The sequence below is a fragment of the Agrobacterium sp. Ap1 genome, assembly GCF_017313375.1.
GTDB lineage: Bacteria > Pseudomonadota > Alphaproteobacteria > Rhizobiales > Rhizobiaceae > Neorhizobium > Neorhizobium cellulosilyticum.
Genome location: NZ_JAFLMY010000011.1, coordinates 1 through 26,319, shown reverse-complemented (window position 1 = coordinate 26,319; position 26,319 = coordinate 1). Strand labels below are relative to the sequence as shown.

Annotated in this window: 25 protein-coding genes and 1 pseudogene; 12 read left to right on the top strand and 14 right to left on the bottom strand. The window is 57.5% G+C overall.

What is annotated here, in order from left to right; translation table 11 throughout:
• Position 1 precedes the first annotated feature (1 nt).
• From JZX87_RS20070 to JZX87_RS20055, 4 genes are read left to right on the top strand one after another with little or no spacing between them, the layout of a single operon-like run.
• Entirely contained in the window at positions 2-1,084 is a 1,083-nt protein-coding gene (locus tag JZX87_RS20070; RefSeq protein ID WP_206827537.1) for an ABC transporter ATP-binding protein, read from the top strand.
• Entirely contained in the window at positions 1,081-2,064 is a 984-nt protein-coding gene (locus JZX87_RS20065; RefSeq protein WP_206827536.1) for an NAD-dependent epimerase/dehydratase family protein, read from the top strand. The genes JZX87_RS20070 and JZX87_RS20065 overlap by 4 nt, the downstream gene beginning before the upstream one ends.
• Complete coding sequence (locus tag JZX87_RS20060) at positions 2,061-3,755, top strand: SMP-30/gluconolactonase/LRE family protein (RefSeq protein WP_206827534.1); 1,695 nt, start codon at positions 2,061-2,063, stop codon at positions 3,753-3,755. The genes JZX87_RS20065 and JZX87_RS20060 overlap by 4 nt, the downstream gene beginning before the upstream one ends.
• Positions 3,745-4,506, top strand: coding sequence for an SDR family NAD(P)-dependent oxidoreductase (locus JZX87_RS20055; protein ID WP_206827532.1), 762 nt, complete (start codon positions 3,745-3,747; stop codon positions 4,504-4,506). The genes JZX87_RS20060 and JZX87_RS20055 overlap by 11 nt, the downstream gene beginning before the upstream one ends.
• Positions 4,507-4,653: 147 nt before the next feature.
• Here the strand turns inward: JZX87_RS20055 and JZX87_RS20050 are convergent, their stop codons facing one another.
• Genes JZX87_RS20050 through JZX87_RS20035 form a run of 4 tightly spaced genes read right to left on the bottom strand, consistent with a single transcriptional unit; the run spans position 4,654 to position 7,579 of the window.
• Positions 4,654-5,181, bottom strand: a complete 528-nt coding sequence (locus JZX87_RS20050) for a lipocalin family protein (RefSeq protein ID WP_206827531.1) — start codon at positions 5,179-5,181, stop codon at positions 4,654-4,656.
• A gap of 21 nt (positions 5,182-5,202) precedes the next feature.
• Positions 5,203-5,754 carry a hypothetical protein gene (locus JZX87_RS20045; RefSeq protein ID WP_206827530.1) on the bottom strand — a complete coding sequence of 184 codons (552 nt, stop codon included), beginning with the start codon at positions 5,752-5,754 and terminating at the stop codon, positions 5,203-5,205.
• On the bottom strand, positions 5,751-6,782 hold the full coding sequence (locus tag JZX87_RS20040; RefSeq protein WP_206827529.1) for an SAM-dependent methyltransferase: 1,032 nt from the start codon (positions 6,780-6,782) through the stop codon (positions 5,751-5,753). Before JZX87_RS20040 ends, JZX87_RS20045 begins: the two co-directional genes overlap by 4 nt.
• The gene (locus tag JZX87_RS20035; protein ID WP_206827716.1) at positions 6,779-7,579 is read right to left on the bottom strand and encodes a DUF1295 domain-containing protein; all 801 of its coding nucleotides are present in this window, start codon (positions 7,577-7,579) and stop codon (positions 6,779-6,781) included. The genes JZX87_RS20040 and JZX87_RS20035 overlap by 4 nt, the downstream gene beginning before the upstream one ends.
• 192 nt (positions 7,580-7,771) lie before the next feature.
• Between JZX87_RS20035 and JZX87_RS20030 the strand changes: the two genes are divergently transcribed.
• Genes JZX87_RS20030 through JZX87_RS20020 form a run of 3 tightly spaced genes read left to right on the top strand, consistent with a single transcriptional unit; the run spans position 7,772 to position 9,854 of the window.
• A complete protein-coding gene (locus tag JZX87_RS20030) occupies positions 7,772-9,031 on the top strand; it encodes a class I SAM-dependent methyltransferase (protein WP_206827528.1) in 1,260 nt (419 codons plus the stop codon).
• A 5-nt stretch (positions 9,032-9,036) separates the two neighbouring features.
• Positions 9,037-9,399, top strand: coding sequence for a DUF2147 domain-containing protein (locus JZX87_RS20025; protein WP_206827715.1), 363 nt, complete (start codon positions 9,037-9,039; stop codon positions 9,397-9,399).
• Between the two features lie 23 nt (positions 9,400-9,422).
• Complete coding sequence (locus tag JZX87_RS20020; RefSeq protein ID WP_206827527.1) at positions 9,423-9,854, top strand: DUF2177 family protein; 432 nt, start codon at positions 9,423-9,425, stop codon at positions 9,852-9,854.
• Between the two features lie 416 nt (positions 9,855-10,270).
• On the opposite strand, the gene JZX87_RS20015 is transcribed toward JZX87_RS20020, so the two are convergent.
• From JZX87_RS20015 to JZX87_RS20005, 3 genes are read right to left on the bottom strand one after another with little or no spacing between them, the layout of a single operon-like run.
• Positions 10,271-11,383, bottom strand: a complete 1,113-nt coding sequence (locus tag JZX87_RS20015; protein WP_206827526.1) for an alpha/beta hydrolase — start codon at positions 11,381-11,383, stop codon at positions 10,271-10,273.
• 60 nt (positions 11,384-11,443) lie between these two features.
• The gene (locus tag JZX87_RS20010) at positions 11,444-11,884 is read right to left on the bottom strand and encodes a cyclophilin-like fold protein (protein ID WP_286194963.1); all 441 of its coding nucleotides are present in this window, start codon (positions 11,882-11,884) and stop codon (positions 11,444-11,446) included.
• Positions 11,881-13,155 (bottom strand): MFS transporter, encoded by a 1,275-nt coding sequence (locus tag JZX87_RS20005; protein ID WP_286194962.1) that lies wholly within the window; start codon positions 13,153-13,155, stop codon positions 11,881-11,883. The genes JZX87_RS20010 and JZX87_RS20005 overlap by 4 nt, the downstream gene beginning before the upstream one ends.
• A 68-nt stretch (positions 13,156-13,223) precedes the next feature.
• Between JZX87_RS20005 and JZX87_RS20000 the strand changes: the two genes are divergently transcribed.
• The 3 genes from JZX87_RS20000 to JZX87_RS19990 all read left to right on the top strand — a co-directional run bounded on the left by JZX87_RS20000 (position 13,224) and on the right by JZX87_RS19990 (position 18,081).
• Positions 13,224-14,111: a LysR family transcriptional regulator gene (locus JZX87_RS20000; protein ID WP_206827525.1), complete on the top strand. Its 888-nt coding sequence runs from the start codon at positions 13,224-13,226 to the stop codon at positions 14,109-14,111.
• Between the two features lie 423 nt (positions 14,112-14,534).
• A complete protein-coding gene (locus tag JZX87_RS19995; protein ID WP_206827523.1) occupies positions 14,535-16,043 on the top strand; it encodes an ATPase domain-containing protein in 1,509 nt (502 codons plus the stop codon).
• Positions 16,018-18,081 (top strand): ATP-binding protein, encoded by a 2,064-nt coding sequence (locus JZX87_RS19990; RefSeq protein ID WP_286194971.1) that lies wholly within the window; start codon positions 16,018-16,020, stop codon positions 18,079-18,081. The genes JZX87_RS19995 and JZX87_RS19990 overlap by 26 nt, the downstream gene beginning before the upstream one ends.
• Before the next feature lie 343 nt (positions 18,082-18,424).
• Here the strand turns inward: JZX87_RS19990 and JZX87_RS19985 are convergent, their stop codons facing one another.
• Genes JZX87_RS19985 through JZX87_RS19965 form a run of 5 tightly spaced genes read right to left on the bottom strand, consistent with a single transcriptional unit; the run spans position 18,425 to position 23,799 of the window.
• Positions 18,425-19,384, bottom strand: a complete 960-nt coding sequence (locus JZX87_RS19985; protein WP_286194961.1) for a glycoside hydrolase family 26 protein — start codon at positions 19,382-19,384, stop codon at positions 18,425-18,427.
• 16 nt (positions 19,385-19,400) lie between these two features.
• Positions 19,401-19,901 (bottom strand): DUF995 domain-containing protein, encoded by a 501-nt coding sequence (locus JZX87_RS19980; RefSeq protein WP_206827521.1) that lies wholly within the window; start codon positions 19,899-19,901, stop codon positions 19,401-19,403.
• Between the two features lie 46 nt (positions 19,902-19,947).
• Positions 19,948-21,792 (bottom strand): glycosyltransferase, encoded by a 1,845-nt coding sequence (locus JZX87_RS19975; protein WP_206827520.1) that lies wholly within the window; start codon positions 21,790-21,792, stop codon positions 19,948-19,950.
• The gene (galE, locus tag JZX87_RS19970; RefSeq protein WP_183829946.1) at positions 21,789-22,772 is read right to left on the bottom strand and encodes a UDP-glucose 4-epimerase GalE; all 984 of its coding nucleotides are present in this window, start codon (positions 22,770-22,772) and stop codon (positions 21,789-21,791) included. Before galE ends, JZX87_RS19975 begins: the two co-directional genes overlap by 4 nt.
• A gap of 1 nt (position 22,773) precedes the next feature.
• Positions 22,774-23,799: a UDP-glucuronic acid decarboxylase family protein gene (locus JZX87_RS19965; protein WP_206827519.1), complete on the bottom strand. Its 1,026-nt coding sequence runs from the start codon at positions 23,797-23,799 to the stop codon at positions 22,774-22,776.
• Between the two features lie 423 nt (positions 23,800-24,222).
• Between JZX87_RS19965 and JZX87_RS19960 the strand changes: the two genes are divergently transcribed.
• On the top strand, positions 24,223-24,456 hold the full coding sequence (locus tag JZX87_RS19960) for a hypothetical protein (RefSeq protein WP_183829940.1): 234 nt from the start codon (positions 24,223-24,225) through the stop codon (positions 24,454-24,456).
• Between the two features lie 13 nt (positions 24,457-24,469).
• On the opposite strand, the gene JZX87_RS32040 is transcribed toward JZX87_RS19960, so the two are convergent.
• Positions 24,470-24,682: a response regulator transcription factor gene (locus JZX87_RS32040; RefSeq protein ID WP_394353699.1), complete on the bottom strand. Its 213-nt coding sequence runs from the start codon at positions 24,680-24,682 to the stop codon at positions 24,470-24,472.
• An 86-nt stretch (positions 24,683-24,768) separates the two neighbouring features.
• A pseudogene (locus tag JZX87_RS32035) lies at positions 24,769-24,886 on the bottom strand (DNA-binding response regulator); the annotation flags it as partial.
• Between the two features lie 737 nt (positions 24,887-25,623).
• On the opposite strand from JZX87_RS32035, the gene JZX87_RS19950 reads away from it, so the two are divergent.
• The coding region (locus JZX87_RS19950; RefSeq protein ID WP_206827517.1) for an IS256 family transposase at positions 25,624-26,319 on the top strand (696 nt) is incomplete at its 3' end.

The window sequence follows — 26,319 nt, the reverse complement described above, 5'->3', positions numbered from 1 at the left end:
CATGGCCAATATTTCAATTCGCAATGTCAGCAAGTCTTATGGCGCGCTGAACGTGCTCAGACCCTTTTCGCTGGAAATCGAAAATGGAGAGTTTGTTGTACTGGTCGGCCCCTCCGGCTGCGGCAAGTCTACCATGTTGAAGATCCTGGCAGGTCTGGAGCCTGCCACCGAAGGTCAGATCTTCATCGGCGACCGCGAAGTGACCGATCTGGCGCCCGGCGATCGCGATATCGCCATGGTGTTTCAGAACTACGCGCTTTATCCCCATCTGACGGTGCGCCAGAATATTGGCTTTGGCCTTAAAATGCGGGGCACCGACAAAACCGAGATAGACCGGCGTGTCGATGATGCGGCGCGTATCCTGGAAGTAACTCCCTATCTCGACCGTAAACCCAAGGACTTGTCGGGTGGTCAACGCCAGCGTGTGGCACTGGGGCGTGCCATCGTACGCCAACCGCAGGCATTTTTGATGGATGAGCCGCTGTCTAATCTCGACGCCAAACTGCGTGTCCATATGCGCGCTGAAATCGGCGCTCTGCATAAGCGTATCGGCGTCACCACCGTCTACGTGACCCATGATCAGGTCGAAGCGATGACAATGGCTGATCGCGTTGTCATCATGCAGGGAGGGATAATCCAGCAGATTGCCGCACCTGACGAGTTGTTCAATAATCCTGCCAATCTGTTTGTTGCCGGCTTCATAGGCTCGCCGGGCATGAACTTCCTGAATGCGGAACTGCGCGACGGCAAGCTTACCGCTTTTGGCCAGCAGATTTCACTTCCGCGAGCCACCAGCGGTCAGGGGCCGGTGGTGGTGGGCCTTAGACCGGAACATCTCGTTCTGGGCGATGCCCCCGTCACCCTTGGTGTAAGGCCAACACTCGTCGAAAGCTTGGGATCCGAAAAGTACGTCTATTTCGACGCCGAGGGCGCCCGGATCGCTGATGGTGAAGAGGGCAAATCCAAGGGGCTGATTGCTCGCGTATCGCATACGGGCAGCCTGCCGCGGGACGAGGAGATCAGGCTTGGCTTTGATCCTGCTCAACTCTACCTTTTTGATCAAAAGACGGGTGAACGGCTATGATCCTTGTTACCGGATCGTCCGGGCGTGTCGGCCGCGCCGTAGTTGCAGCCTTGCGCGACAAGGGCCGGATGGTGCGGGGGTTTGATTTGCGTCCATCGGGAACAGGTGGAGACGAAATTATTGGCTCGCTTGAGGATGCAGACAGACTGGCGGAGGCTACTCACGGCATCACCGATATCCTGCATCTCGGCGCCTTCATGTCCTGGGCTCCGACGGACCGTGATCTCATGTTTGCTGTGAATGTCGAAGGTACGCGCCGCCTGCTGGATGCCGCCTCGGCTACTGGCGTACGTTGTTTCGTGTTTGCCTCTTCCGGTGAGGTATATCCTGAAAACCGCCCGGAATTCTTGCCGGTAACCGAAGACCATCCGCTCAAGCCGAATTCACCCTATGGACTGAGCAAGCTGCTCGGCGAAGAACTGGTGCGCTTTCACCAGCGGGCCGGCTCGATGGAAACGGTGATCCTGCGTTTTTCGCATACGCAGGACGCTTCCGAATTGCTGGATGAAGACAGTTTTTTCTCCGGTCCACGCTTCTTCCTGCGCCCACGCATCCGCCAGCAAGAGAGTTTCGGGAACACGGCTGTCGCCGATCTTCTGAAGGCGAAGGATATCGGAGTGCCGGCCCATGTGTTGGCGCGCAACGAAAATGGCCGGCCGTTTCGAATGCACCTAACCGACACCCGTGACATGGTGACCGGCATTCTTCTTGCGCTTGATCATCCCAATGCGGCCGGCGGCACATTCAACCTGGGTGGAAATGAACCGGCGGATTTCGCCGAACTTCTGCCGCGTATCGCGACGTTGACCGGTCTGCCCATCGTGCCAGTCGATTTTCCCGGTGAGGGCGTTTATTACCACACCTCGAACAAGCGTATCAGAAACACGTTGGGGTTTGAGGCGGAATGGACGATCGACCGGATGCTGGAAGAGGCCGCCGCAGCAAGGCAGCGACGCCTCGCCGGGGAGAAGAGGCAATGAAACCTGAGACACCGGGTGGCACAGCAGCACTGGCGAAAGGCCTGACCCTTCTGGACATGGTTGCCGATGCGCCCGAGCCTTTGCGTTTTGCTGAACTCCTGCGCGCGTCCGGCCTGCCAAAACCCACATTTGCCCGTATCCTGCGCACTTTGATCGCCTATGGGCTGGTGCGCCAGGACGAAGCCCGCGGCACCTATGTCCTTGGCCAGCGGTTTCTCGAAATGTCCCACAAGGTCTGGGAGAGTTTTGATCTGGTCTCCGCTGCTACACCGGAGCTCGAACGGCTGGCGGTCGAACTCGGCGAGACAGTCGCATTGTGCCGGCTGGATGGCGTTATGGCGCAATATCTGGCCGAACGCTCGCCCAATGGACTGTCAGTGCGTGTTGAAGTTGGCCGCCGCGTGCCGCTGCATTGTACCGCTCCCGGCAAGGCCCTTCTCGCATTCCAGGACCCCGCGGTGGGACGGTCACTTACGGAACGCCTGACGCTGGACCGCCAGACGCCGCAGACGATCACTACTCTTGAAAGTTTGCAAGCTGATCTGACCCTGACGAGGGCACGCGGTTATTCGATTTCCTATGAGGAGCATCTGCTGAGTGTGAATTCAGTCGCTGCCCCCGTGATGGGACGCGACAACACGCCGATCGGTGTGCTGGTGGCGCTCGGCCCTTCATCGCGTCTTGAGGCATCCAATATTCACCCGGTGGGGCGCGAACTGATCGCGGCCGCCCGTCGCATAACCGGTGCTGCAGGCGCCGTTGCCATCAGCTCGCGGCCCCGGCCACGCTCCACGACCGGGAAGCCTACGGCCGAGCTGAGCTGCATTCTGCCTTGGGGAGCTCAGCTGGGCGAAAGTCCGGTCTGGCATGAGGCCGAGAATGCGCTCTACTGGGTTGATATCCTTCACCCCGCCGTTCACCGTTTTGATCCTGCAACGGGTCGCAACGACACCTGTGAAACGGGCAAGCTTGTCAGCGCTGTCATTCCGGTCTCCAAGGGACGCCTGTTGGTTGCATCTCAGGACGGACTGGAATGGCTTGATTTTGCCTCCGGCCGCCTTGCGCCTTTTGTCAATACGGAGGCCGACCTTGCCGGCAACCGGCTGAACGACGCAAAATGTGGGCCGGATGGAGCGATCTGGGTTGGTTCGATGCGTATCGATGCCTCCAAGCAGACCGGTGCGCTCTATCGCATCGATGAAACTGGTGCGTTTGAACGCAAGGAAGGTGGCATCATCGTTTCCAATGGCCTTGGCTGGAGCCCGGATGGCCGAACTTTCTATTTCGTCGATACGGTGCCAGGTCTGATCCACGCCTACGATTTCAATCCCGCGACCGGCACGCTCTCGGCGCGTCGGGAATTTGCCCGCATTCCGGTCGCCGATGGTCGGCCCGATGGTCTTGCCGTTGATGCGGAAGGCGGCGTCTGGTGCGCAATCTGGGATGGATGGTGTGTGCGACGTTACCTGCCCAATGGCAAGCTGGATCAGGTAATCGACATGCCCGTGCCGCGGCCGTCGAGCATCGCATTTGGCGGACCGGACCTTTCCACGCTGTTCATCACCAGCGCACGCACACGCCTGCCTGCGTCGACACTGGCCGATGCGCCACTATCCGGCGGCTTGTTTTCCTGCCGTCCCGGTGTTGCCGGTGCGGACATTTCATTGTTTGGGGGAAATAATGAATCTTGAAACCCTCTTTGGTTTGAAGGGGCGCACGGCACTCGTCACCGGTTCCAGCCGCGGCATTGGCGCGGCCATCGCGGAAGGACTGTCGGCTGCAGGAGCACATGTCATTCTGCATGGCACCAAAGCCGGCGGAGCGGCTCTCGTGCACCAACGCATTGTCGAAAACGGTGGAACGGCACACGAACTGGTGAGCGACCTGTCGGCACCTGGTGCCGGCCGCGATCTGATCGAGCAGGCCGAAGACATCGCTCCCGTCGATATCCTGGTCATCAACGCCAGTGCTCAGATCAACGCAACTTTGCCGGATCTGAAGCCGGAGGATTTTGCTTTTCAAGTGGCGGTGAACTTCGGTTCGACCGTGGACATGTTGCAGACGGCACTGCCACTCATGGCTGCCCGCAAATGGGGAAGGGTGGTCTCCATCGGTTCGATTAACCAGCTTCGTCCAAAAGGTGTCGTAACCGCGTATGCGGCAACGAAAGCTGCGCAACACAACCTCATCCAGAGCCAGGCGCGGGACTATGCGATGGACAATGTTTTGCTCAACACGCTTGCTCCCGGCCTGATCGATACCGACAGAAATGCCCATCGACGCGACGATGATCCGGAAGGATGGGCTGAATATGCCCGCACGCTGAACTGGATGGGACGGGCTGGTCGGTCTGAAGAAATGGTCGGCGCGGCAATCTTCCTTTCATCGCAGGCCTGCAGTTTCATGACTGGCGAGGCCGTTTTCCTGACCGGCGGTTATTGATGGATCTGCAGGCAAACTAATCGACCTGCGCCAGCGCGGACCGGCGGTTCATATCCCATCAAGACCTAAGTGCGCGGCTCGATTGGCAGGACATGAGACTGAGAACTGGCTTACGCCAGTTCCAGCAGGTGCATAATGGAGTATCCGCTATTGCTCGGGAAACTCCAGCCTGCGAACATCATAACCAAGCTGACTTGCTTTACGGACCATTGTCTTGAGTTTGGCCTTTGATGGAACTGTGCGCGCATAAATCCATAGATTGGTCATGTCGGGATCAGCGCTGATAAACCAGTTCTTGTCCGGTGATTTATAGAGGACCCAATAGTTGAAGGTGATCAGCAATGGATAGCGGACGCGCATCTTGGCCTTGTCGCTGTCAAAATCGAGTATGCGCCCTGTTCCACGGACAGTCTTCAATCGACCCTGCGGATTACCGACGCGACATCCGTCTTCGACAATTACCTGATCTGGTGATTTGCCGCGGTGATATGAGGAATAGCCGGCGACGCAACCATCGGTCAGCCACATCGGCCGGCGACCGATCTCAAGCCATGTCCCGCGATAATGGTCAGCACCAACCTTGACCACTTCAGGCTCGGCTGCCGTAGCGGTGTGCGGCGCGAGTGTTCCGGCGAGCCAGAAGACGCCGACGAGGCATTTCCAAAAGTCCTGCATGTCATCCTCCAGTATATTTACCTAGCATTTCTCCCGGTTCGCGGGTTCCGCAACCGTGGACAAACCTGCGTATCGTATAGCGATGAGCGTCATCAGGCATGCGGCCGCGAAAATGTTGAGATCGAGAAGCACGGCAAGATCAGTATCACTCCAGCCGTGGAATGGCGGTCCACCGATATAGCGCGACAAAAGGAAGATGGCGAAAATGACAGCTGTCACACTGCGTTGAATCCATTTTTCTTTCGTTCGGAAAGAGACTGCCGCGAGCATGATACAGGCCCCGAAGAACAATTCCGTCCCGGAGCTTTCGCCAAATAACTTTGTCTCGAACAAGGTGTCGAATGCCCCCACGATGGGAAGCGAAATCCGCGCAATGATGGGCCAACGACGGGCGATGAACGGAATTGCCAAAAAGACCGGAGCCGCGAGCAGCGAACCAAGTGACGCAACGAAGCCATCGCCGACGAGATACCAGACATAGACCGGATAAAATGGCTTGTTGAGACATATGACCCAAGCGATCGTAACCGTCGCCTGGGTAAGAGGATCGAGAGGAACTCGTTGCGCGCTCATAGCCTTGCCGGTTTCAGCAGATAATGGCCTACACCCCAGATATCGCCGTCATCGTGACCGAACAGGCCGGCGGTCGCGAGGAAGAACAGCCGCCAGCGGCGTAGCCAGAGGGGTGCGTCCTTGCCGTAAACCTCTGCGAAAATAGGTTCGATCTGATCGGACTCCCGGTCGAAATTGGCGAGCCAGTCGAGCGCCGTACGACGATAATGAGTTCCGGACCACCGCCATTCCTCCTCGACCGCGAACAGATCCTCGAAACGATGAGGCAGGTCATGTGCCGGCATGATACCGCCGGTAAAGAAATGATGGGCGATCCAGTCTGCCGGATCGTCGTGGTCGAAGCGGTAGGAGCGGTCCTTGTGAGTGAAGACATGCAGGAAAAGCCGACCTTCCGGCTTCACCCAGTCGCGGGCACGCTCAAAGAGCTTCCGCCAGTTGGACATGTGTTCGAACATTTCGATCGAGACGACCCGATCAAAACGCTGTTCGATCGAAAATTCGTTCATATCGGCGGTTATCACCGACAGGTTGGAAAGTCCGCGCTGAGTGGCCGTCGCCAGGATGAAGGCGCGTTGCGAGGAGGAGTTGGAAACGGAGACGATACGCGAGTTCGGAAACTGCGCCGCCAGATAAAGCGAAAGCGAGCCCCAGCCGCAGCCGAGTTCCAGGATCGTCATGCCATCCTCGATCGCGACATGCCTCACCGTTTCGGCGAGGGCATGAACCTCCGCTTCCTTCAGTGTCGTATATTCGGTCGGATAAAGGCAGCAGGAGTATTTTCGGCTCGGGCCGAGAACCCGCGAAAAGAAAGCCGCGGGCACTTCATAATGCTGGCGATTGGCCTCGTCCGCATGGATCGCCACCGGGTATTGGTTCATGGCATCGACAAACAGAGTTTCCTGGCTGGCCGCCGTGGCGGCGAGACGACGCTTGGTACGACCACAAAGGAAGTCGATACCCGCGAGCGTCATGCCATCGGTCAGAGGCGCGCGTTCGGCGGTGTTGATAGCGAAGGCCAGCATGTTCATTTCAACTCTCCTTCTGGGTGGATATCCTGCCTTCTGGGGCCGGGGAAAAAAGCATTCACACGCCGCTGCAGGGCGCGAAATTTCTGGCCGCGCGAGCGCAGCATATGGTCTTCGAGCGGTGGGATGCCTGAGACATGCACGAGCAGCCAGTACATGAGGAGCGGCGCCAACAAGGACAGCCAGCTCGCAATGGATGGAGAGGCGGCAAACAGAAACCAGCAACACCAGAACATCCACTCGAAGAAGTAGTTCGGGTGGCGCGAATACCTCCAGAGGCCCGTCTCGCAGATCTCGGTCTTTGCCTGCGGCGTCTTTCGAAAGCGGCTTAGTTGCAGATCCGAGATTGCTTCGCCTGCGAGCGCCAAGACGGCGATGACGATGCCGACAAGGTCGAGGATGCGAGGGAAGGGCGCTTCGTTCGTGGCTGCCATGTAGACCGCCAGAACAAGAATGAAGGCGGCGAGAGCCTGGATTTGCAGAAAGACGAAGAGCCGCCAAGAGGCGTTTTCGCCCCATTCTTCGATGAATTTTGCATAACGGGGATCCTCGCCTGCTCCCCTGGTTCGGGACCCGATATGGCTACCCAACCTCAGTGCCCAGGCCGCTACCATCACCAGAATTGCAACGCGCCGCTCGGAATCTCCATCGGCGAAGAGCGCCGAGAGGATCCCACCGACACCGACAGCAAATGACCAAATCGTATCGATCCATCCACTCAAGCCGGTCGCGCGCTGGATAGCCCATGCGCCAGCCATGGCCAATGACAGCCAGAATGCGATGACGATCAGCAGAAGCATGTCCATGGGCTCCTCCCAAGGCAAGGTCTCATTGCCTTCACTGAGATCTACGGAGAAAAAGCCCATCCAGTTTCATGACAATCAGAAAAAATCGAAAAATTCTTCTCCTCCGGGAAACTAAAAGCCGGAAGCGCTCGTAACCTCTTGCAGATGCATCGAAGCAATCCTCGCAACTGATGGAGGGAGAACTGCATGAGTTGGTCAGACGAGGTCACCGGGACGCAACTTGATCTTTCGCAGGCGCCCGCAGAATTCGGCTGGGCGGGCACCATGCTTGAGAGGTTCTTGGCGGGTGTGAGCTACGGCCATATCAAGATCGTGCTTCCATCCGGTCAGGTCATCAACAAGCAAGGTGTTCAGCCCGGTCCCGAGGCGATCATACTGATCCGAAATTGGCGGATGTTGCGTCGGGTGATTGCGGCAGGCGATATCGGATTTGCGGAAGGCTTCATCGAAGGTGACTGGACAACGCCCGATCTGACAGCGGTCATCCGTTTTGCGGCCAGGAATGGAAAGGCACTGACGCCGGCCATCGAAGGCGGCTTGCTGATGCGTGCCGTCAACCGCATGAAGCATCTGTTTCGCGCCAACACGAAGCGTGGCAGTCGCAAGAATATCGAAGCGCATTATGACCTCGGCAATGACTTCTATGCGCTGTGGCTTGATCCCTCCATGCTCTATTCTTCAGCGATCTTCGAAGAGACGACGCGAACTCTGGAGGAGGCGCAGAGCAGAAAACTGGACCGTATCGTCGAGAAACTCACGCTTGCGGGCGGAGAGAGCGTTCTCGAGATCGGCTGCGGCTGGGGCGCACTTGCCACTCATCTGGCAAAGGTGAACCGCTCTAAGGTAACCGGGATCACCTTGTCGCCCTCTCAGCTTTCATGGGCGAACGGTGTTGTCAGACAATCCGGCTTATCAAGCGACGTCACGCTCCTTCTCAAGGATTATCGCGACACCGACGGGCAGTTTGACCGTATCGTTTCCATCGAAATGTTCGAGGCCGTTGGCGAGGCCTATTGGCCGAGCTATTTCGATAGTTTGAAACGTTGCCTGAAGCCCGGCGGTCGTGCCGTTCTGCAGATAATCTCGATAGAAGAAGAGCGGTTCAGGACATATCGGGGAAGCACCGATTTTATCCAGCAATACGTTTTCCCCGGCGGTTTCCTGCCATCGGACAGTGCCTTGTCGGCGTCTGTCGCTCGATCGGGTCTGGCTGTCTGCGAGATCGAGCATTTCGGGGCTTCCTATGCCCGGACGCTGGCGGAATGGCGAATTCGTTTCGAGGAGCACTGGCCACAGATCGCCGCACAGGGTTTCGACGAGCGATTTCGGCGTCTGTGGCTCTACTACCTTTGTTACTGCGAGGCAGGGTTCGAGGAAGGGACGATCAATGTCGGTCTCTACACGATCGAGCATGCATCGATGCCGGGAGAAGGAGGTCTGTCGTGAAAAAGATGAGCATAGTGATGATTGGTGCTTGCCTCACATGGGGAGCGGCCGCCCATGCCGCCGATATAGACGGCCAATGGGCCCGTGGCGATGGAAACGCAAAGGTGACGATCGCGCCATGCGGATCCGACATCTGCGCGGTCAATACCTGGATAAAGCCGGGCACGCCGAAAGAGAAGGAAGGCGACAAGCTGGTCATGAGCATCAAGCCTGATGGTGACGGCATCTATTCCGGCAGCGCTTTCGATCCGCAGCGGGACCTGACCTACCGGCTCACCGTGACGGTCAAGGGAGACAGGATGACGACGAAAGGCTGTATCGTTGCCGGCCTGTTGTGCAAAGGCATTAACTGGACCCGGATCGATTGAGTGCACCTCAAGAGGAAATGCCTATGAAAAGGTATCTTGTCGCCTACCTGGTAACGTTGATCGCGATGGTTTTGATTGATGCCGTGTGGTTGAGCATCATGGCGGACCGCCTCTACCGCCCTGTGATGGGCGACATGCTGGCGCCGGAATTCCGGCTTATCCCGGCGATAGTGTTTTATCTGATCTATCCGGCTGGACTGGTGTTTCTGGCAGTTCGGCCCGCATTCAGGCAAGGAGCGCTTTCTAACGCGGTCCTCTCTGGTGCCGTCCTGGGCTTTACTGCCTATGCAACCTATGACCTGACCAATCAGGCAACATTGATACGCTGGTCGACAGCATTGACGCTCGCTGATCTTTGCTGGGGTACGTTCCTGTCTGCAATTGCGAGTGGTGCCGGTTATTGGATAACCACGCGCCTTTTCGGCGGCTTCACTTCGGAAGGGCGCGGCTTGTAATGTGATTTCCTTATCACGATGCTACTTTGGCAATGCCAGGCGGGATTGTTGCCGAAAAAAGTTCGCCGGGCACTCTTGAGCAAGCCGACGACAGTCAAGCGAAATAAAAGGCTTCCGGCCCACGAGGCTTTTTTTCTAGTCGTCGCCGGTGTCTGGAGCGTTACAATGATGGTGCACTTCAGGTCGTGCCGGCCTCGGAACAGGTGTCCGAACCAGACCCTGTTTATCACCAGATTACCGTCCCAAATAGTTCGTGGGCGAAATTGTCGAGCTACCAATCGGCAAGGCTGAGAACGAGAAAGGCTGGCATTGCAACCGGCAAGAGGGGCGCCTACAGACGATTGATGCAGCCGCATGCGCCGGCCGATCCCGTCCTGGGCTACGGGAATGGCCGGCCGGCGCATTATGAGATGACGTCAGGCGGTGAGGTGCTGGTCGAAGAAGCTGTTGAGCTTGTCGAACGGGATCAGATCGACGCGGTCGTAGAGATCGACATGGCCCGCTCCCTTGACCCATACCAGTTCCTTCGGCTCGGACGCGCGCTTGTAAGCGTCTTCGCTAAATTCCTTCGAATGGGCCTGGTCGCCGGAGATGAACAGCATCGGGCGAGGGGAGATCGTCTCGATGTCGTTGAACGGATAGAAGTTCGCGAATTTGACGATACTGCTCATCGTCGGCTTCGTTGTCGTCTGGGGCGTGGCGCCGGTGGGGGTAAACTCGCCCCGCGGCGTGCGATAGAAATCGTAGAATTCGCGCTGCACCGGATCTGTGTCTGCCGTAAGGGCGAGCGTCGTTCCGCCGACATACTCGATTGCTCCACCGTCGGCTTCAGCCCAGCGCTGCTCGGCCGCTGCTGCGATGAACTGCTTGCGCTGCTCGACCGTCTGCGACTTGTTCAGGGCGTCACGGAAGGCAGCTCCCATATCGTACATGCTGACGGTGGCAATTGCCTTGATGCGCGGATCGATCTTGGCGGCGCTGATGACAAAGCTACCACTGCCGCATACCCCGATCGCGCCGATCCTTTGGCGATCCACGAAGACATGCGAACCGAGGAAATCTATGCCGGCACTGAATGCCTCAGCATAGACTTCAGGGGACACAAGATTGCGAGATTGTCCTTCGCTCTCGCCCCAGAAAGGCAGATCGATCGACATGGCGACAAAACCCTGCTCGGCCATCTTGGTCGCATAGAGGTTGGCGCTCTGCTCTTTGACAGCACCCATGGGGTGGCCGACGATGATGGCCGGGTTCTTTGCCGCCTGGTTGAGATCCTTGGGGAGATAGAGGTTGCCCGCGACATGCGTCTGGTACTGGGTTTTGAAGGTGACCTTCTGAAGGGTCACCCTGTCGCTGGTGTAGAAATTGGCGGCGCCGTTGGACATGTCTTGTGCCTCTGCAAAACTGGTGTTGAAAATGGACATCATGCCGAGAGCGGCCGCGGCGGCGCTCGACATCTTCAGGAGATTGCGTCTGTCGATACTGGAGTTCAGGGGCTGCGCGTCATTGAGTGCTTGCTTGTTAGTCATTTGCTGTCTCCTTCATTTGTTGAGTTTGAAACTGGGCCACGGTGGCATCGGCGGGAGCGTTCAGATCGGAATGATCCGAAGTGGAAACTCCCCTCGGGTAAGAAGCGGCTCGAAACCGAGATCGAAGCGGCCGAGACGGATCAGCCCTCTCGAATGCCGGTAGTCGGCGTGGTAGAAGACGAGATTGCCCCAAGGCGCGAAATAGGCGATGTCGCCTGGACGCCCGTCGCCAAAAGGGACATCCTGATGTTTGGTCAGCTTGCGCGGCAGATAGGCGATCTTTTCGTTGGTCGAGTAGTCCTCGATCTTGAGATCGAGTGGCAGCAATCCGAAAAGCTCCAGCGACGCCGGGCTTTCGTCGAGGGTTGCTGCCATCTGGTGATCGCTGAATGTCATCTTGAACTTCATGGCGCGTCCCATTTTATTCGACTGTGCGTGTGACCACGCCGGAGCTGAAGCCATGGCGACCATCGCTACGATCGCGGAACGGCGGTCGATCATGGCCAGACCCTTCGTGCCATCGGCCCGGCTGCGAATGCGAGGGTCGATGAAGCGGCAAGGAGCAAAGCGGCGAGCAGAAATGTCGTCCCCCAGCCGGCGCTGTCGAACAGTATCCCTCCGAATGAAGCGCCCAGTGTAATGGCCAACTGGATTGTCGCGACCTGCAGGCCGCCGCCCGCCTCAGCATCGTCGGGCATCGTCCGGGTCAGCCAGGTGCCCCAGCCGACAGGCGCGGCTGTGGCGAACAATCCCCAAGCTAACAGCAGGAGAGCTGTGGCCGTGACCGATGAGCCGAAAGCGATCAATCCGAGTGCAATCACGGCCATGATGAGAGGGATCGCACCGAGGATACTGAACAGCCGCTTCTGGAGAAGGTGGCTCACCCCATATGTCCCAGCGACACCCGCGAGCCCCATCAACAGGAGCAAAAGCGAGAGTGTGGAGATGGTCACGTTCGTCACGGTTTCCAAAAAGGGGCGCAGGTAGGTGAACAGTGCGAACTGGCCCATGAAGAGCAGCATGATGGACGCCATGCCAATAGCGACCTGAGAATGGGTGAGCAGCCTGAAGACGTTGCTCGGGCCTTCGCTGCGTTTCGGCGGTAACGAGGGAAGGCTGACCCACTGCCAGACGAGAGACAACAGCGCCAGCGGCACGACCGCGAAGAATGCTCCACGCCAACCGACATAGTTCCCGAGAAAACTGCCGAGCGGCGCAGATATCGTCGCCGCAATGGCATTGCCTGCATTGAGCATCGCCAGCCCCTTGGGAACAGATTGTTCGGGTACCAGCCGCATGACGACCGCCGCCGACATCGACCAGAAGCCGCCGATCGCCACGCCGAGCAGAGCGCGGCCTATCATCAGCACCAGATAGTTCGGGGCGAAGGTTACGATAGTTCCGGAGACGATCAGGAACAGCGAAAACGACGTCACCACCACACGCCGGTCGATCCGCTGCGTCAGCCCTGCAACGAAGAGACTTGTCACCACCGCGAAGACGCCGGAAATCGAGATCGCCTGGCCCGCATGTCCTTCGGTCACATCGAGATCTGTGGCGATCGGCGACAGAAGGGCGACAGGCATGAATTCCGATGCGATCAGGACGGCGACGCAAAGCGCCAGCGAGAAGACAGCGCCCCAGGCAGCAACCGTTACTTTGGTGTCTGGCGCATTTTTGAGTATCGCGTCTGGCCCGAATGGGCCGATGTCGTCTGTTCTTTGCTGAGCTTGATAGGTCATGGCCAAAATATAGTCTGACGCGACTGTCATGATTAGCCATTGCAATCCTCTTGGACTTATCGATTCATGACATGAATGACTAAGCTTGAGGGCTGCTGATGAAGCGCGAAGACCTGAATGACATGCTTTGGTTTCTGGCGGTTGCCGAGGAGCGCAGCTTCACGAAAGCCGCGGCCAAGCTCGGAACGTCTCAATCGACGATCAGCCACACGATCAAGCGGCTTGAGGCTCGCATGGGGTTGCGACTTTTAACCCGCACGACACGTAACGTTTCCCCGACAGAAGCCGGCGAAAGGTTGATACGTTCGCTGGCACCGAGGATCGAGGAGCTCGAAACCGAGATCGACGAACTGATGGAGATCCGGGACAAGCCGTCCGGGACCGTTCGGATCACCCTGTCGGACTATGCGCAGGAAAGCGTGGTATGGCCGAAACTTCGGTCCGTTCTGCGCCATTATCCCGACGTCAGGGTTGAGCTCAATATGGACAACGGGTTTCGAAACATTGTCGAAGAGAAGTTCGACGCAGGTGTTCGTCTTGGCGAGAGCGTCGACAAGGACATGATCGCCGTCCGAATTGGTCCCGACTGGAGCCTGGTCGCAGTCGCCTCTCCAGAATATCTGGCGGCGCATGCTACTCCCAGGACACCCCAGGATCTGGTTGGCCACGACTGTATCAACCACCGGCAAGCGAGCGCTGGTGGGCTCTATGCCTGGGAGTTCGGAAAGGATGGCCGGGAAGTCCGTGTTCGAGTCGACGGGCAGCTGATTTTCAACACGTCCTATGCGATGATAGACGCCGCGGTCAGCGGCTATGGCATCGCTTACGTGCCGGAAAGCCTCGTCGTGGACGAGATCGCTTCCGGGCGGCTTGTCCAAATCTTGGATGATTGGTCCCCGATGTTTCCGGGCTACTATCTCTATTATCCGAGCCGCCGGCAGAACTCGCCGGCATTCAAGGTGATTGTCGATGCCTTGAAGGTTTGAGTTTACGCTTTGTCACGCCCGCACCTTCCCAGTGCCATCGGCTTGGCGAGCCAAAGGGGCATGTCACCATCATCATCGGAGTGACAACAGTGTGAGGTGAACTTTCTCAGTCGGCCCTTTTCACAGTCCGCCGACCAAGCGCTATACATTGCAAGAGCTGGCGGGCTTGATCGCGTCGCTGCGTCCACCGTCGATATGAGACAGCGGGTTGTTGATAGCGAATGCTCATCGGCTTGATCTGCAGATCCCCTTACTTGAGCGCAACGTCACAGTTGGCCAGCCAATGAAACAAACACGGATTATCGCTCGTTTATGTGTCGCGAGCGCACGTAAATTCGAGCGCCCCGACAGGTAAAGGTTTATGGGGCACTGCCTTGTTTGGTTGGAGTAGCACACTAATTCACATGGTCTCAAGGAGAGCACATGACAGACCTTAAGACGGAAAAAGCACGGACAGGCGTTGAAGGTCTGGATGATATTCTTGCCGGAGGCCTGACCCGTCGTCATGTATTCCTGCTTGAAGGATCTCCTGGTGCCGGAAAGACGACTATTGCGTTGCAGTTTCTCCTTGAGGGCGCCTCACTCAAGGAGCGGTGTCTTTATATCAGTCTGTCCGAGACGGAAGACGAGCTTAGGGATAGTGCACTCTCACATGGCATCGACTTTGGCGACACGATCGAAATTTTTGAGCTGGTTCCACCCGAAAGCCTCCTCGACGAGGATCAGCAGCAGAGCTTGCTCTATTCGTCTGATCTGGAGCTTGGTGAAACAACTAAGCTGATTTTCGAGGCATTTGAGCGGGTGAAGCCGCATCGTGTCGTTATCGACAGCCTGTCCGAAATCCGCCTCCTTGCACAAAGCTCGCTTCGCTATCGCCGACAGATTTTGGCGCTCAAGCATTACTTCTCGCGCTCAGAAGCAACGGTTCTGTTGCTCGACGATATGACATCCGATCAGTTCGACAAGACGGTCCACAGCGTCGTTCATGGTGTTGTTCATCTGGAGCAGCTTGCTCCGGACTATGGGGCGGAACGCCGGCGGCTGAGGGTCATCAAATATCGTGGCCAAGCCTTTCGCGGTGGCTATCATGACTTTATTATCAGGACAGGCGGCGTAGCCGTCTTCCCTCGCTTGAGGGCAGTCGAGCACAGGGTCAACTTCGAGCGCACAACATTGAAGAGTGGTATTGCCGAATTTGACGACCTGCTTGGCGGTGGCATCGAGCGAGGTTCCAGCACGCTGCTGATAGGCCCGGCCGGCACGGGCAAGAGCTTCTTTTCTATGCAGTTTGTCGAGGCCGCGGTCAAGCGCGGAGAAAAAGCGGGGGTGTTTCTCTTCGACGAGGAGCTTGGCCTGCTGTTCGCGCGGACCAAGGCCATGGGCCTCGATCTTGAACAGATGCGAGACGAAGGTCTCCTCCACATCGAACAGCTCGATGCCGCAGAGCTTTCGCCCGGTGAATTCGCACAGCGCGTCCGTGATCGGGTCGCGGGTTTCGATGCCAAGACCGTCGTCATCGACAGTATCAACGGATATCAGGCATCCATGCCCGGCGAAAATGCTCTGATCCTGCACATGCACGAGCTGTTGCAGTATCTTAATCGACAGGGCGCCAACACATTCCTGACCGTGGCACAGCATGGTCTTGTCGGGGACATGAAGTCGCCGGTTGATGTGACCTACCTTGCCGACACGGTCATCTTGCTCCGCTATTTCGAAGCCATGGGTAAGGTCAGGCGTGCTATTTCGGTGATCAAGAAACGTACTGGCAGACATGAGGACACGATACGCGAATTCAAGATCAGCAATGCTGGCCTTACTGTCGGCGAGGCGCTTTCCGGCTTTCAGGGCGTGCTACGCGGCGTGCCGACCTTTGTCGGTGAACGCGGCCCCCTGATGGCGCTTTCTGACGAGGACCGCAACAATTCCTAATCGCAACGCCATTGGCCTGATTCATGCCCCGCGCGGCCGCGATGCTCAGATCGCTGCCTCCCTCCTTGCAGCGGCAGGCATCGAAAGTCGCGTCATCCCAGACCTTGTCGGGTTTGTCGAGGCGCTTGGTGACGACGTGTCTTTTGCCGTCGTCACGGAAGAGGCGGTGCGATCAAGCGACTTGCGCGGGCTTTCGGCTTGGATCAAGAGGCAGCCAAGCTGGTCCGATCTTCCTTTCATTATCCTGACAAATCGCGGCGGAGGGCCGGAGCGCAATCCGGCTGCATCTCGCCTGTCGGAAGTGCTCGGCAATGTCAGCTTCATCGAGCGGCCGTTTCACGCCACAACATTCGTCAGTGTCGCCCGTTCAGCATTGCGGGGACGACGTCGCCAATTCGAGGCGCGCCTCAGGATCGAGGCGCTCGACGAAGGTGAACGGCGCCTGCAGACTGCACTGGAAGCTGGCCACCTTGGTGCCTGGGAGCTTGACCTCGCCACAATGGTACTGACGACGTCGCCGACATGTCGGAGCGTTTTTGGTCGTGGCTCAGAGGAGCATTTCACTTACGAGGACCTGATTGCCAGTATCCATCCCCACGACATCGAGCGAATGAGAGCGTCGGTTGATCTGACGATCACAACAGGCCGAGACTATTCGATCGATTACCGCACGATCTGGCCGGATGGCTCACAACACTGGGCAGAGATTCGTGCGCAGCTCTATCGGGACCGTGCCGGCCAAGCCATCAAACTGGTCGGCGTATCGGCAGACATTACAGACCGCATTCGCCAAGAGGAGCAGCAGCGTCGTCTGAACGAAGTGCTGGAGGAAAGGGTTCTTGAACGAACGAAGGAGCTCGAAGACGCCCACGCCATCGTCATGGCAGAGATCTCGCAGCGCCAGCACGCAGAGGAGCAATTGCGCCAGGCCCAGAAGATGGAGGCGATTGGCCAGCTGACCGGCGGTGTTGCGCACGATTTCAACAATCTGCTGATGGCGGTGCTTGGTAATCTCGAGCTCTTGCGAAAGCATGATGCCGGAGATGCCAAGGCAGAACGGCTGATCGACGGAGCCATGCAGGGCGCTAGGCGCGGCGCATCGCTTACCCAGAGACTGCTGGCCTTTGCCCGCCGGCAAGATCTCCAGATCGGTCCGGTAGATCTGCGTGGACTTGTGTTTGGCCTGGAGGATTTGCTGAAGCGCTCGGTCGGCACCACCATTCTAATCCAAATTATCGTTCCGGACCATCTGCCATCGGTATCCGCGGATTCGAACCAGGTCGAACTCGCCCTGCTCAATCTTGCCGTCAATGCCCGAGACGCCATGCCGGGAGGCGGCTCCCTTCGGATCGAGCTCAGGCAAGCGGAACAGGTCACTCCCCAAGGGACACTCTCGGCTGGCCGCTATGTCGTTGTATCCGTCACCGACCAGGGGGTGGGCATGGACGCAGCAACTTTGAAAAAATCCGTCGAACCGTTCTTTTCGACCAAGGAACTTGGCAAGGGCACAGGTCTTGGCCTTTCGATGATCCATGGGCTGGCACTGCAGCTCAAAGGCGATCTGAAGCTGACCAGCAAAGTGGGTGTAGGCACCACCGCCGAATTGTGGATCCCCGTGTCGAATGACGACGAAATCCGGCCGGATGTCGTTAAGATGGCGGTTGAGGAGGCCGCAGCCGCAGCAAGGCCCCTGCGGATCCTGCTTGTCGATGATGACGCGCTTATCGCCATGAGCTCGGCGGACATGCTAACCGATCTGGGACATGATGTCGTCGAGGCGCATTCCGGCCGCGAGGCGCTCGAGTGTCTCGGTGATGGCAACGGCTTCGACCTGATGATCACCGATTTCTCTATGCCAGGAATGAACGGCGGTGAGCTTGCAATGGCGGCGAGAGCCGTGCTGCCGAGCCTGCCAATCCTGATCGCTTCCGGCTATGCGGAGTTGCCGCCGGGCGTGGGGCTCGATTTTGCGCGCCTTGGAAAGCCGTACACCCAAGACCAGCTTTCAGCCGAAATCGGGAAGTTGACCACCCATTGAACAATAAGCCCTGTTGCTTCATTACAAAACAGAGCGGGATAAATGCTGATCATCGAATAGTGATGCACAGTCAATAGCCGATTATTGTCGGTTAAAGCAGCCGAACTGTTTCAAACCGCAACCTGTGCCTAACTCGTCTATTGCATTGAATGCCTGGCATGCTCCATCGGCATCCATCTCCCAGTTACTTGTTGCACGGCTCACGGCTCGTTGAGATGTACCCATTCGCCTTAGGGTTCGACAGTGCCGCTTTAGCAGCTACTTCTGGCGGCAAAGTGGATTTCAGCCGAGAAGATGCCCAGATCACCAACGCACAATCGGTTTTCATCGCAGTGTCTATCCGCTACCCCAAGCTACCGGTTCGTACGACCCTCCAATCCGGTTTGCCTAGGTTATAGGGCCAAGGATGAACCTCGCGGTCATTGAAATAGACGACCTCTTCAAGAAGCGGAAATTCTTCGCGATCTCGTGTGACGTCGCCCATCCAAGCAGTCAGATAGCCGTCGCCGCCTTCATAGCCCAGTTCGGCCACCCAGACGGGTTTGGAGAATTCTTCGACAAGACCGTATCCCTGAAGAAGACTGTCGCTGAAGCTGCGCGGATTTCCGTGGGCAATCCTGTCGAATGCCTCGAGCCCGAAAACCGACAGGCCGACATAATCGACGTAATTGCTGCCGGGATAATAGTCCCGCAAGCCGGGAACGCCCTTGGGCGACCACATCAACTGCGCTTTCGGCGCTTCCTTTCTGACGATATCCATCATTCTGCGGTAGGCGGTTATATAGGCGTCAGGCCTCCAGCCTGCCCAGGAGAAGCGACTTTCACGATCTTCCATTTCCTGCGCCCAGCGAACGACGGCCGGGCTCTTCAGCTGTCCGATCAGATGTGCGATTTCGCGCATGTTCCGATCGTATGTGCCATTGAGGATACGTGTCTGGAGCTCGCCGGAAGTGAGACGGAAATTTTCGTCCCATGACCACGGCTCCACGGTGATCAGCAGGTTACGCTTGCGTTGCAGGGCATAAGCGTCGGCTGCGGGTAATGACGATAGGTCTACATCCTCCCAGGGCATGAACAACGCCTCGGTCGTTACATTCGCCTGTTCGGCAAAATCTCCGTGCGGATCATAGGCGCCGAACCTCAGTCCCGGCGTATGCACTGTCGGACGTTTGTCCCGGATACGGCTACCGGCGGTCGCCGATAACAGGTTTTCCCCCTGTGCGAGGGCAAAATGACAGGCGCCAGCCACTGCAATGGTCGCTATGCCTGCTCCGACGAATTGTCGTCTGTCGATCGATTTCATAACGGGCCTCCTTCCGTCAATTTCCAGATGTTGATGCCTGCCACTTGCGAATATGCGATGCGACCGTGTCGGCGCTGACAATCTTGGCAGATTCATCGCCCTTACGCTCCGGCGCATGGCGGAACACATACCAGTGACCGAAGGGATGGCGCCGCTGGAAGATGGTATCGCCGATCCTGACATGGCCGAAACAGGTCGCAGCGCGCGCGTTGCTGTTGCTGGCATACCATTTTGCCAGAATGCAGAGCTTTCCATTGTCATCAACGACCCAGCGTCCCTGGCCCACCGACGGCTTGCCGCCTTCACGTGTATAGGCGGAGAAACGATTGTCACCGGTATCGAACCGTCCTCCGCCCGCGCTCCAAAGCCAAGTCCTGTCGCCGTATATCGCCTTCAGTTCCGAGGCCGGAACGGGGGCGGTCGCCGGCGGTGTAAACGTCTTCTCGGCCAGGGCAGGCAAAGGCCCCAGGACGGTGACGAGGAAGACGCCAGCCAGCCATAGATGTTTCTGTTTCATTGTCTCCTCCTTGTTCTCAACGCAAACATCCGGGTGAGAAACCGGTCTAGATATCCTGTTGCGCACCAAAGCCGTTCCAGTGGAAACGGAACGTCGTGATCTTGGTCCGGCTGCGATGACCGGCGCCTGCCACGGTGAAGCGTGTTTCGCTGAAGCTGACGATGTTCTGGCCGTAGGAAAGTGCCTCGACGGAGCCTACGGCGTGTTGGCCCAGTTGCCCGCCGCCGACGAGAACGGCAGCGACAGCACAAAGGGATGCCATCGTGATGCCTTTGGCCCGCGCCACTGTGAGCATGCCGTTTTCCCGGCCATGCCTGAAGGCGATCAATGTCGCAACTGTCGCATAGGCAAGCGTGTTGATCGCTGCGAAGATATAGAAACCACGCGTCTCGTTCACCTCCGGTGCGCCGACCATGGCCGCCGCGCTGCAGGCGGCCAGGGCGAGATAGGGAAGAATGATCCTTGTCGGTAGCATTCGCGACTGCTGGCCCTTGGGCGTAATGCGAAAGTCGACAAAGCGGCTGCCGAGGGTGTCACGAACCGCCATCAGGGTACCGGCCAGCGACCATGGCCAGCGGACCAAAAGGAAGAGCATGCCCTCCCAGCCGAACAGTTTGGCACCGCATGGACGATAAAGCCCCGTTGAACGCCAGAAGAATGCCAGCCCGACGAGCACGATCGAGAGGGGCATGAAATGCTGCAGAAACTGCGCATAGCTTACCTCCGCGAATGCACGGCCGGTCGCCAGCGAAAGGAGCGGCATGGCAAACATGACCGCCATAAAGAGGGAAAACAGCGGATACCACAGTTGCGAAAAGACGAACTGAAACCTCAGCCTTGAAGGCAGCCTGCCGATCAGATGCGGCGAATATTGCAGCAGCAGGCTCGTCAGGCTGCGTGACCACTGAAATTCCTGGACGGCAAGGTCTGCGAAGGTGGCAGGGCCGTCGCCGTGAGCGATCGCATCGACGGCATGAACACCACGCCATCCGCCGGCATTCATCATCAAAGTGGTGGAATGATCTTCGGCAAGTTCCGGACCCAGTCCGCCGATCTGTTTCAGCGCCTTCGTACGCACGGCATAGTGGGAGCCAATGCATAGTGGCGCCCATCCATTATTGTATCCGACCTGCAAGGCGCCGTGCAGGCTCGCTTCGACGTAAAGCCGGCCGCGCGCTGCCCAACTTTCTTTCGCATTGGCATCACATATGCTCGGCGCAGAGACATAACCGACTGCCGGATCGGAAAAGGGCTTCATCACCTCTCTGAGATAAGTGAGTTCCGGCACGTGATCCGCATCGAACTGTGCAACGAAGTCATATCGGTCATAACCGTACTGATCGTAGAAATAGGCGAGATTGCCCTCCTTGCAGCGCGTGCGGCGCGGCCATTCGGACCTATGATATGCTTCCACGCCCTTGCGCGTGGAAATGAACACGCCGCGCTCATTGCAGAATTTTCGCGTCTCTTCGGATGGGTCCTCGTCGGCCAGCCAGACATCATAGTCCATTTCGACCTGGTCAAGCATAGCAAGCAGGGTTCGGCGCACGACGCTGAAGGGTTCTGACGGGGCCTTGGTGACCACCATGGCAATCCGTCCATTCGGGGGCGGGACGGAGGCCTTCATGCGTCGTGCGCCGAAGAAGATTGCGATGAAATAGAACGGGATGAGTGTGATCCAAGCGAGAATGACGCTCATCGATATGAACAGCGGCCAGTTGCCGACATGTTCCGGCTGCAGCCACCAGCGCCAGAAATGGATGACCGCAGCAAGCCATATGAACGCACCAATACCGTAGAAAAGCTTTTGCCGCCCGCAGAAGATGGGTTCAAGCATCGACTGATCGACGACGTTCTGATGCCGGGCCGGGATGTTGATCTTTCTCATCATCGGACAATCTCCAGACCAAATGTCGGGCCGGCCGTGCGGATGATTGTGGCAAGGTCGGAGCGCCAGGGCACAAAGCCCAGCGTTGAATGTGCCATGGCCGTATCGGCAAACAGGATCGGCGGATCCCCCGCACGCCTTGGGTGAAAGGCGACCGGAACCTGCAGCCCCGTGAGGTGGGATATGGACTGCAGGATCTCCCGGATTGACGTCCCACGCCCCGAGCCGAGATTGACGCGAAGCGTATCGCCTCCGGCGAGAAGATGACGTACTGCGGCGACATGGGCATCAGCGAGATCGGACACGTGGACATAATCCCTGACACAGGTGCCGTCGGGGGTGTCGTAGTCAGTGCCGAATACTTCGAGCAGGTTCAGCCGCCCTGCGGCGGCCTGCAACGCGCGGGGGATCAGATGTGTCTCGGGCTCGTGCCGTTCGGAAAGATCTCCTGCAGGATCTGCTCCGGCGGCATTGAAGTAACGCAGGGCCACGTAGCTAAGTCCGTAAGCGCTGCCGTAATCCTCGAGCGCATGCTCGAAAACGAGCTTGGTACGACCATAGGGGTTAATCGGCTTCTGCTCACAGTTTTCGCGGATCGGAAGCTGATGCGGCACCCCATAAGTCGCACAACTGCTGGAGAAGACCATGTGACCTACGCCGGCCGCCAGGCATGCATTCAGCAGTGAAAGACCGCCGATGACGTTGTTGCTGTAATATTTGCGCGGATCGTTGACGGATTCGCCGACATAGGCATTGGCGGCACAGTGGATCACACAGCGCACATGGGAACGCTCAAGGTTTTGCCGAAGTCTTTCAAAATCTGCGATATCGAGCCGGATCAGCGGCCCCCAGCGAACTGCGTCGGCGTGACCGGTGGAGAGATTGTCGAGGGCAATTACCTGGAAACCAGCTTCCGCAAGCGCCTTGCAGACATGGCTGCCGATGAAACCTGCTCCTCCGGTCACGACGACGGTATCGGTCATGTCAGGCGACCTCCACCGGCTGGGCTGGTGTCGCTGAGCGAAGGACGCCGTCAAAATAGCCGATCGTGCGGGAAAGGCCCTCACGAAGCGGCACGCGAGGTTCCCAGCCGAGCTTTTCGCGCGCAAGGCCAATATCCGGGCGGCGTTGTTTGGGGTCATCGATCACTGCGGGCATGTGGATGATCCGTGAGCGCGAATTCGTTAGTTCCAGTACGAGTTCGGCGAGCTCAATGACGGGTATTTCGACCGGATTGCCGAGATTGATCGGCCCGATGACGTCGGGGCCGGCATTGGAGAAACGAATGAAGGCCTCGATCAGGTCGTCGACATAGCAGAGCGAGCGTGTCTGCATGCCGTCTCCATAGATCGTGATATCTTGGTTGGTCAGGGCCTGGACGATGAAGTTCGAAACGACCCGGCCGTCATCGAGGCGCATGCGCGGCCCATAGGTGTTGAATATTCGGCCAACCTTGACGTCGGTCCGGTATTTGCGGTGGTAGTCGAAAAGCAGTGTTTCGGCGCAGCGTTTGCCTTCGTCATAGCAGCCGCGCGGGCCGATCTGGTTGACGTTGCCGCAATAAGCTTCCTGCTGTGGGTGCTGCAGCGGATCGCCATAAACCTCGGATGTGGACGATTGTACGATGGTTGCACCGTGCAGCCGGGCCAGTTCGAGGCCATGAAGTGCTCCGAGCACGCCAGTCAATAGCGTGCCGACAGGATCACGTTGATAGTCCGGTGGCGAGGCAGGGGAGGCGAAATTGAAGATCAGAGAGACATCGGCATCATAGGCATCGCGGACATCCTGTTCGATGACACTGAAATCCGGGTTGGACATCAGGTGGCTGACGTTACTACGGCGCCCGGTCGAGAAATTGTCGAAACAGATGACGCGATGGCCATCCTGAAGAAGTCTTTCACATAGGTGCGATCCCAGAAAGCCCGCGCCGCCCGTCACGAGCACGTATCGTGGCAGAGGCCTTGTTGCAATATCCGCCAGACCTGGAGCCGTAATCCCGATTTTACGCATAAACCTACCTCCTCCGGCAGACGCGGCCTGCCGGTCGATATTTCCAGAGTTGAAAGGAGCAAGCGGGTTCGCTTGGATGCTATCTGCGTGGTTCGTTTGAAGAAAACGCTGGAAAACTTTAACGCTCTCTTAACCGAATTAGCTGCCTAAATTTTGATCTCGTCAAACAAAAAACTCCATGATTACACGAATTTAGGAGGGGATTAAGGTTAATTGCCGAGGCGGATTAACCCGTATGGGCTAGGCTTTCCGCCAGGTGTTCCATGCGTGCATGATTTGCTAATGTAAACGGATTAGCCTAGGCGGCGATTACAGTTGAACACCCCGGAGCCCATCGTGAGCAGGAACAGCAATTCAATTCGTCCAATGTTTTTTGCCGGATTGTGCGCGGTCCTCTCATCCTGCTCGGTCGTGGATGGCGACGTGGCAGACAACAAAGCGGGCGCCAAGAAAGTGCCGGCTGTCAGTGCGGTCGCGGCAGGCTCGTTCAAGGCGAATAGCTACGCCTTCTCTTCCGCAAAGCCTGTTGCCATTGCCATGAGGGATGATACGGGTGAAGACGCAGATCCGCAGGGATCATCGTCCTATCTCGGGAGCGCGCCCTATATCTGCACGCCGAGCGGCTTTGGACGCAAAGCGCACTGCTTCCTGCGGTAACGCATCGCGCGGATCAGCGTAGCGATGGCTCGAATCCGGTTCGTCCCTCGTAATCGAAATATCGTGAAGCGGCTTCGGTACGGTTACGTACATGCATCTTCTTGTAGATGTTTCGGATATGCACCTTGACCGTGTTTTCCGACAGTTTCAGCAGGCCGGCGATTATCTTGTTCTGGGTTCCCTTGCACACTAGGTCGAGAATTTCCACTTCACGTGTGGTCAGCATAAACGGCTCGCAATTGGCGTGGCCCGGATGATGGGGTGGTTCGACGCGAAATTTTGAGGGGCTTCCATAACCCGCCCCGTTAACACTCAGGTGCTGCAGCAAAGCGGAAGGAAAATGTTCCCCGCCTTTTATCAGCAAATCGATGGCCGCAAGAAAAACGTCCAGGCGCAAATTCAGTGGAAGAACACCGTCAATCTGCTGGGCGGCTGCCAGTTTCTGCAGATTGCGATCGCTTTCTTCGTGATCGTTTATGACGATACCGATGGATAGACTGTGGTCGATTTGCTTGAGGTGACGAATTAACTCGCCCAGTTGGGCCTTGTCCTGATAGTGAAAGAGAATGAGGCGCGTATCTGTACCAACGTCGACCGGGAAATAAGCCAGATTTGCATACGTCGCCACCTGCATTTCTGGAAATCGGCGGCGTAGTGTCTCTGCAAGACATTCCATCAACAATCCTTGTTCTGCAACGAGAACCATTGTTCGACGTCCAGTGTCACCACGAATGATTGAGAGAGATTCGGGAGAGTTCGTATCGGCTATAAACACCACTAACTCCTGACACTTTAACGTGATGCTTGTTATCCGGACCAAGAGGAGATGGCGGATTAATTAGCACTTTCGAATTTCAATGTAATTCCAATTTAGAATAGTTCAACACTTCGCACTTGCGGGGATAAAGGCGTTTCGGGATATGGTAAATCTCATCGGAGCGCGGGGGGAACAAAACAACCCCAGCAGGACTATTTGCAGAGTAATTGCGATGTTTATCGACACTTGGAACTGACTACGTAACCGGATGTCCAGAATTCCATCGATTGACGTGTGCACCATGTCCATTAATTGATCGTGTCCCATGGAGTGGTGTAGCTGGATTTCATAGCCATCGGTGATTTCCGGTAGGGTCGGGTTGCTTAGAGCCAACCTGAGGGACACCACCGATGACCGACGACATGATGAACCTGCGCTCACTCGTTGAGAAGAGCGCCGACGCCGATTTGCTGCGCGAGATGATCGGCTTTGCTGCCGAGAAGCTGATGGCGCTGGAGGTCGGCACGAAGACCGGTGCGGGCTATGGCGAGAAGAATGGCTTCCGACTGGCCCAGCGTAACGGCTATCGCGACCGGGATTGGGAGACACGGGCGGGCACCGTCGAGCTGCGTATTCCCAAGCTTCGTACTGGCAGCTATTTCCCGAGCTTCCTGGAGCCGCGCCGGATGGCGGAGAAGGCTCTGACGGCTGTCATTCAGGAGGCTTACATCCAGGGTGTTTCGACCCGCTCGGTTGACGACCTCGTTAAGGCCATGGGCATGTCGGGCATTTCCAAGAGCCAGGTCTCCCGGCTGTGCGAGGAGATCGACGAGAAGGTGAAGGCCTTTCTCGACCGGCCCATCGAAGGCGAATGGCCCTACCTCTGGATTGACGCGACGTATTTGAAGGTCCGGCGTGGCGGGCGCATCGTCTCTGTTGCAGTCATCATTGCCGTCGGCGTCAACACCGACGGCCGACGCGAAGTGCTCGGCATGGAGATCGGCACGTCCGAGGCCGAGGCGATCTGGACCGAGTTTCTTCGAAAGCTGACCAGGCGGGGTCTGCGTGGCGTCAAGCTCGCCGTCTCAGATGCGCATGAGGGCATC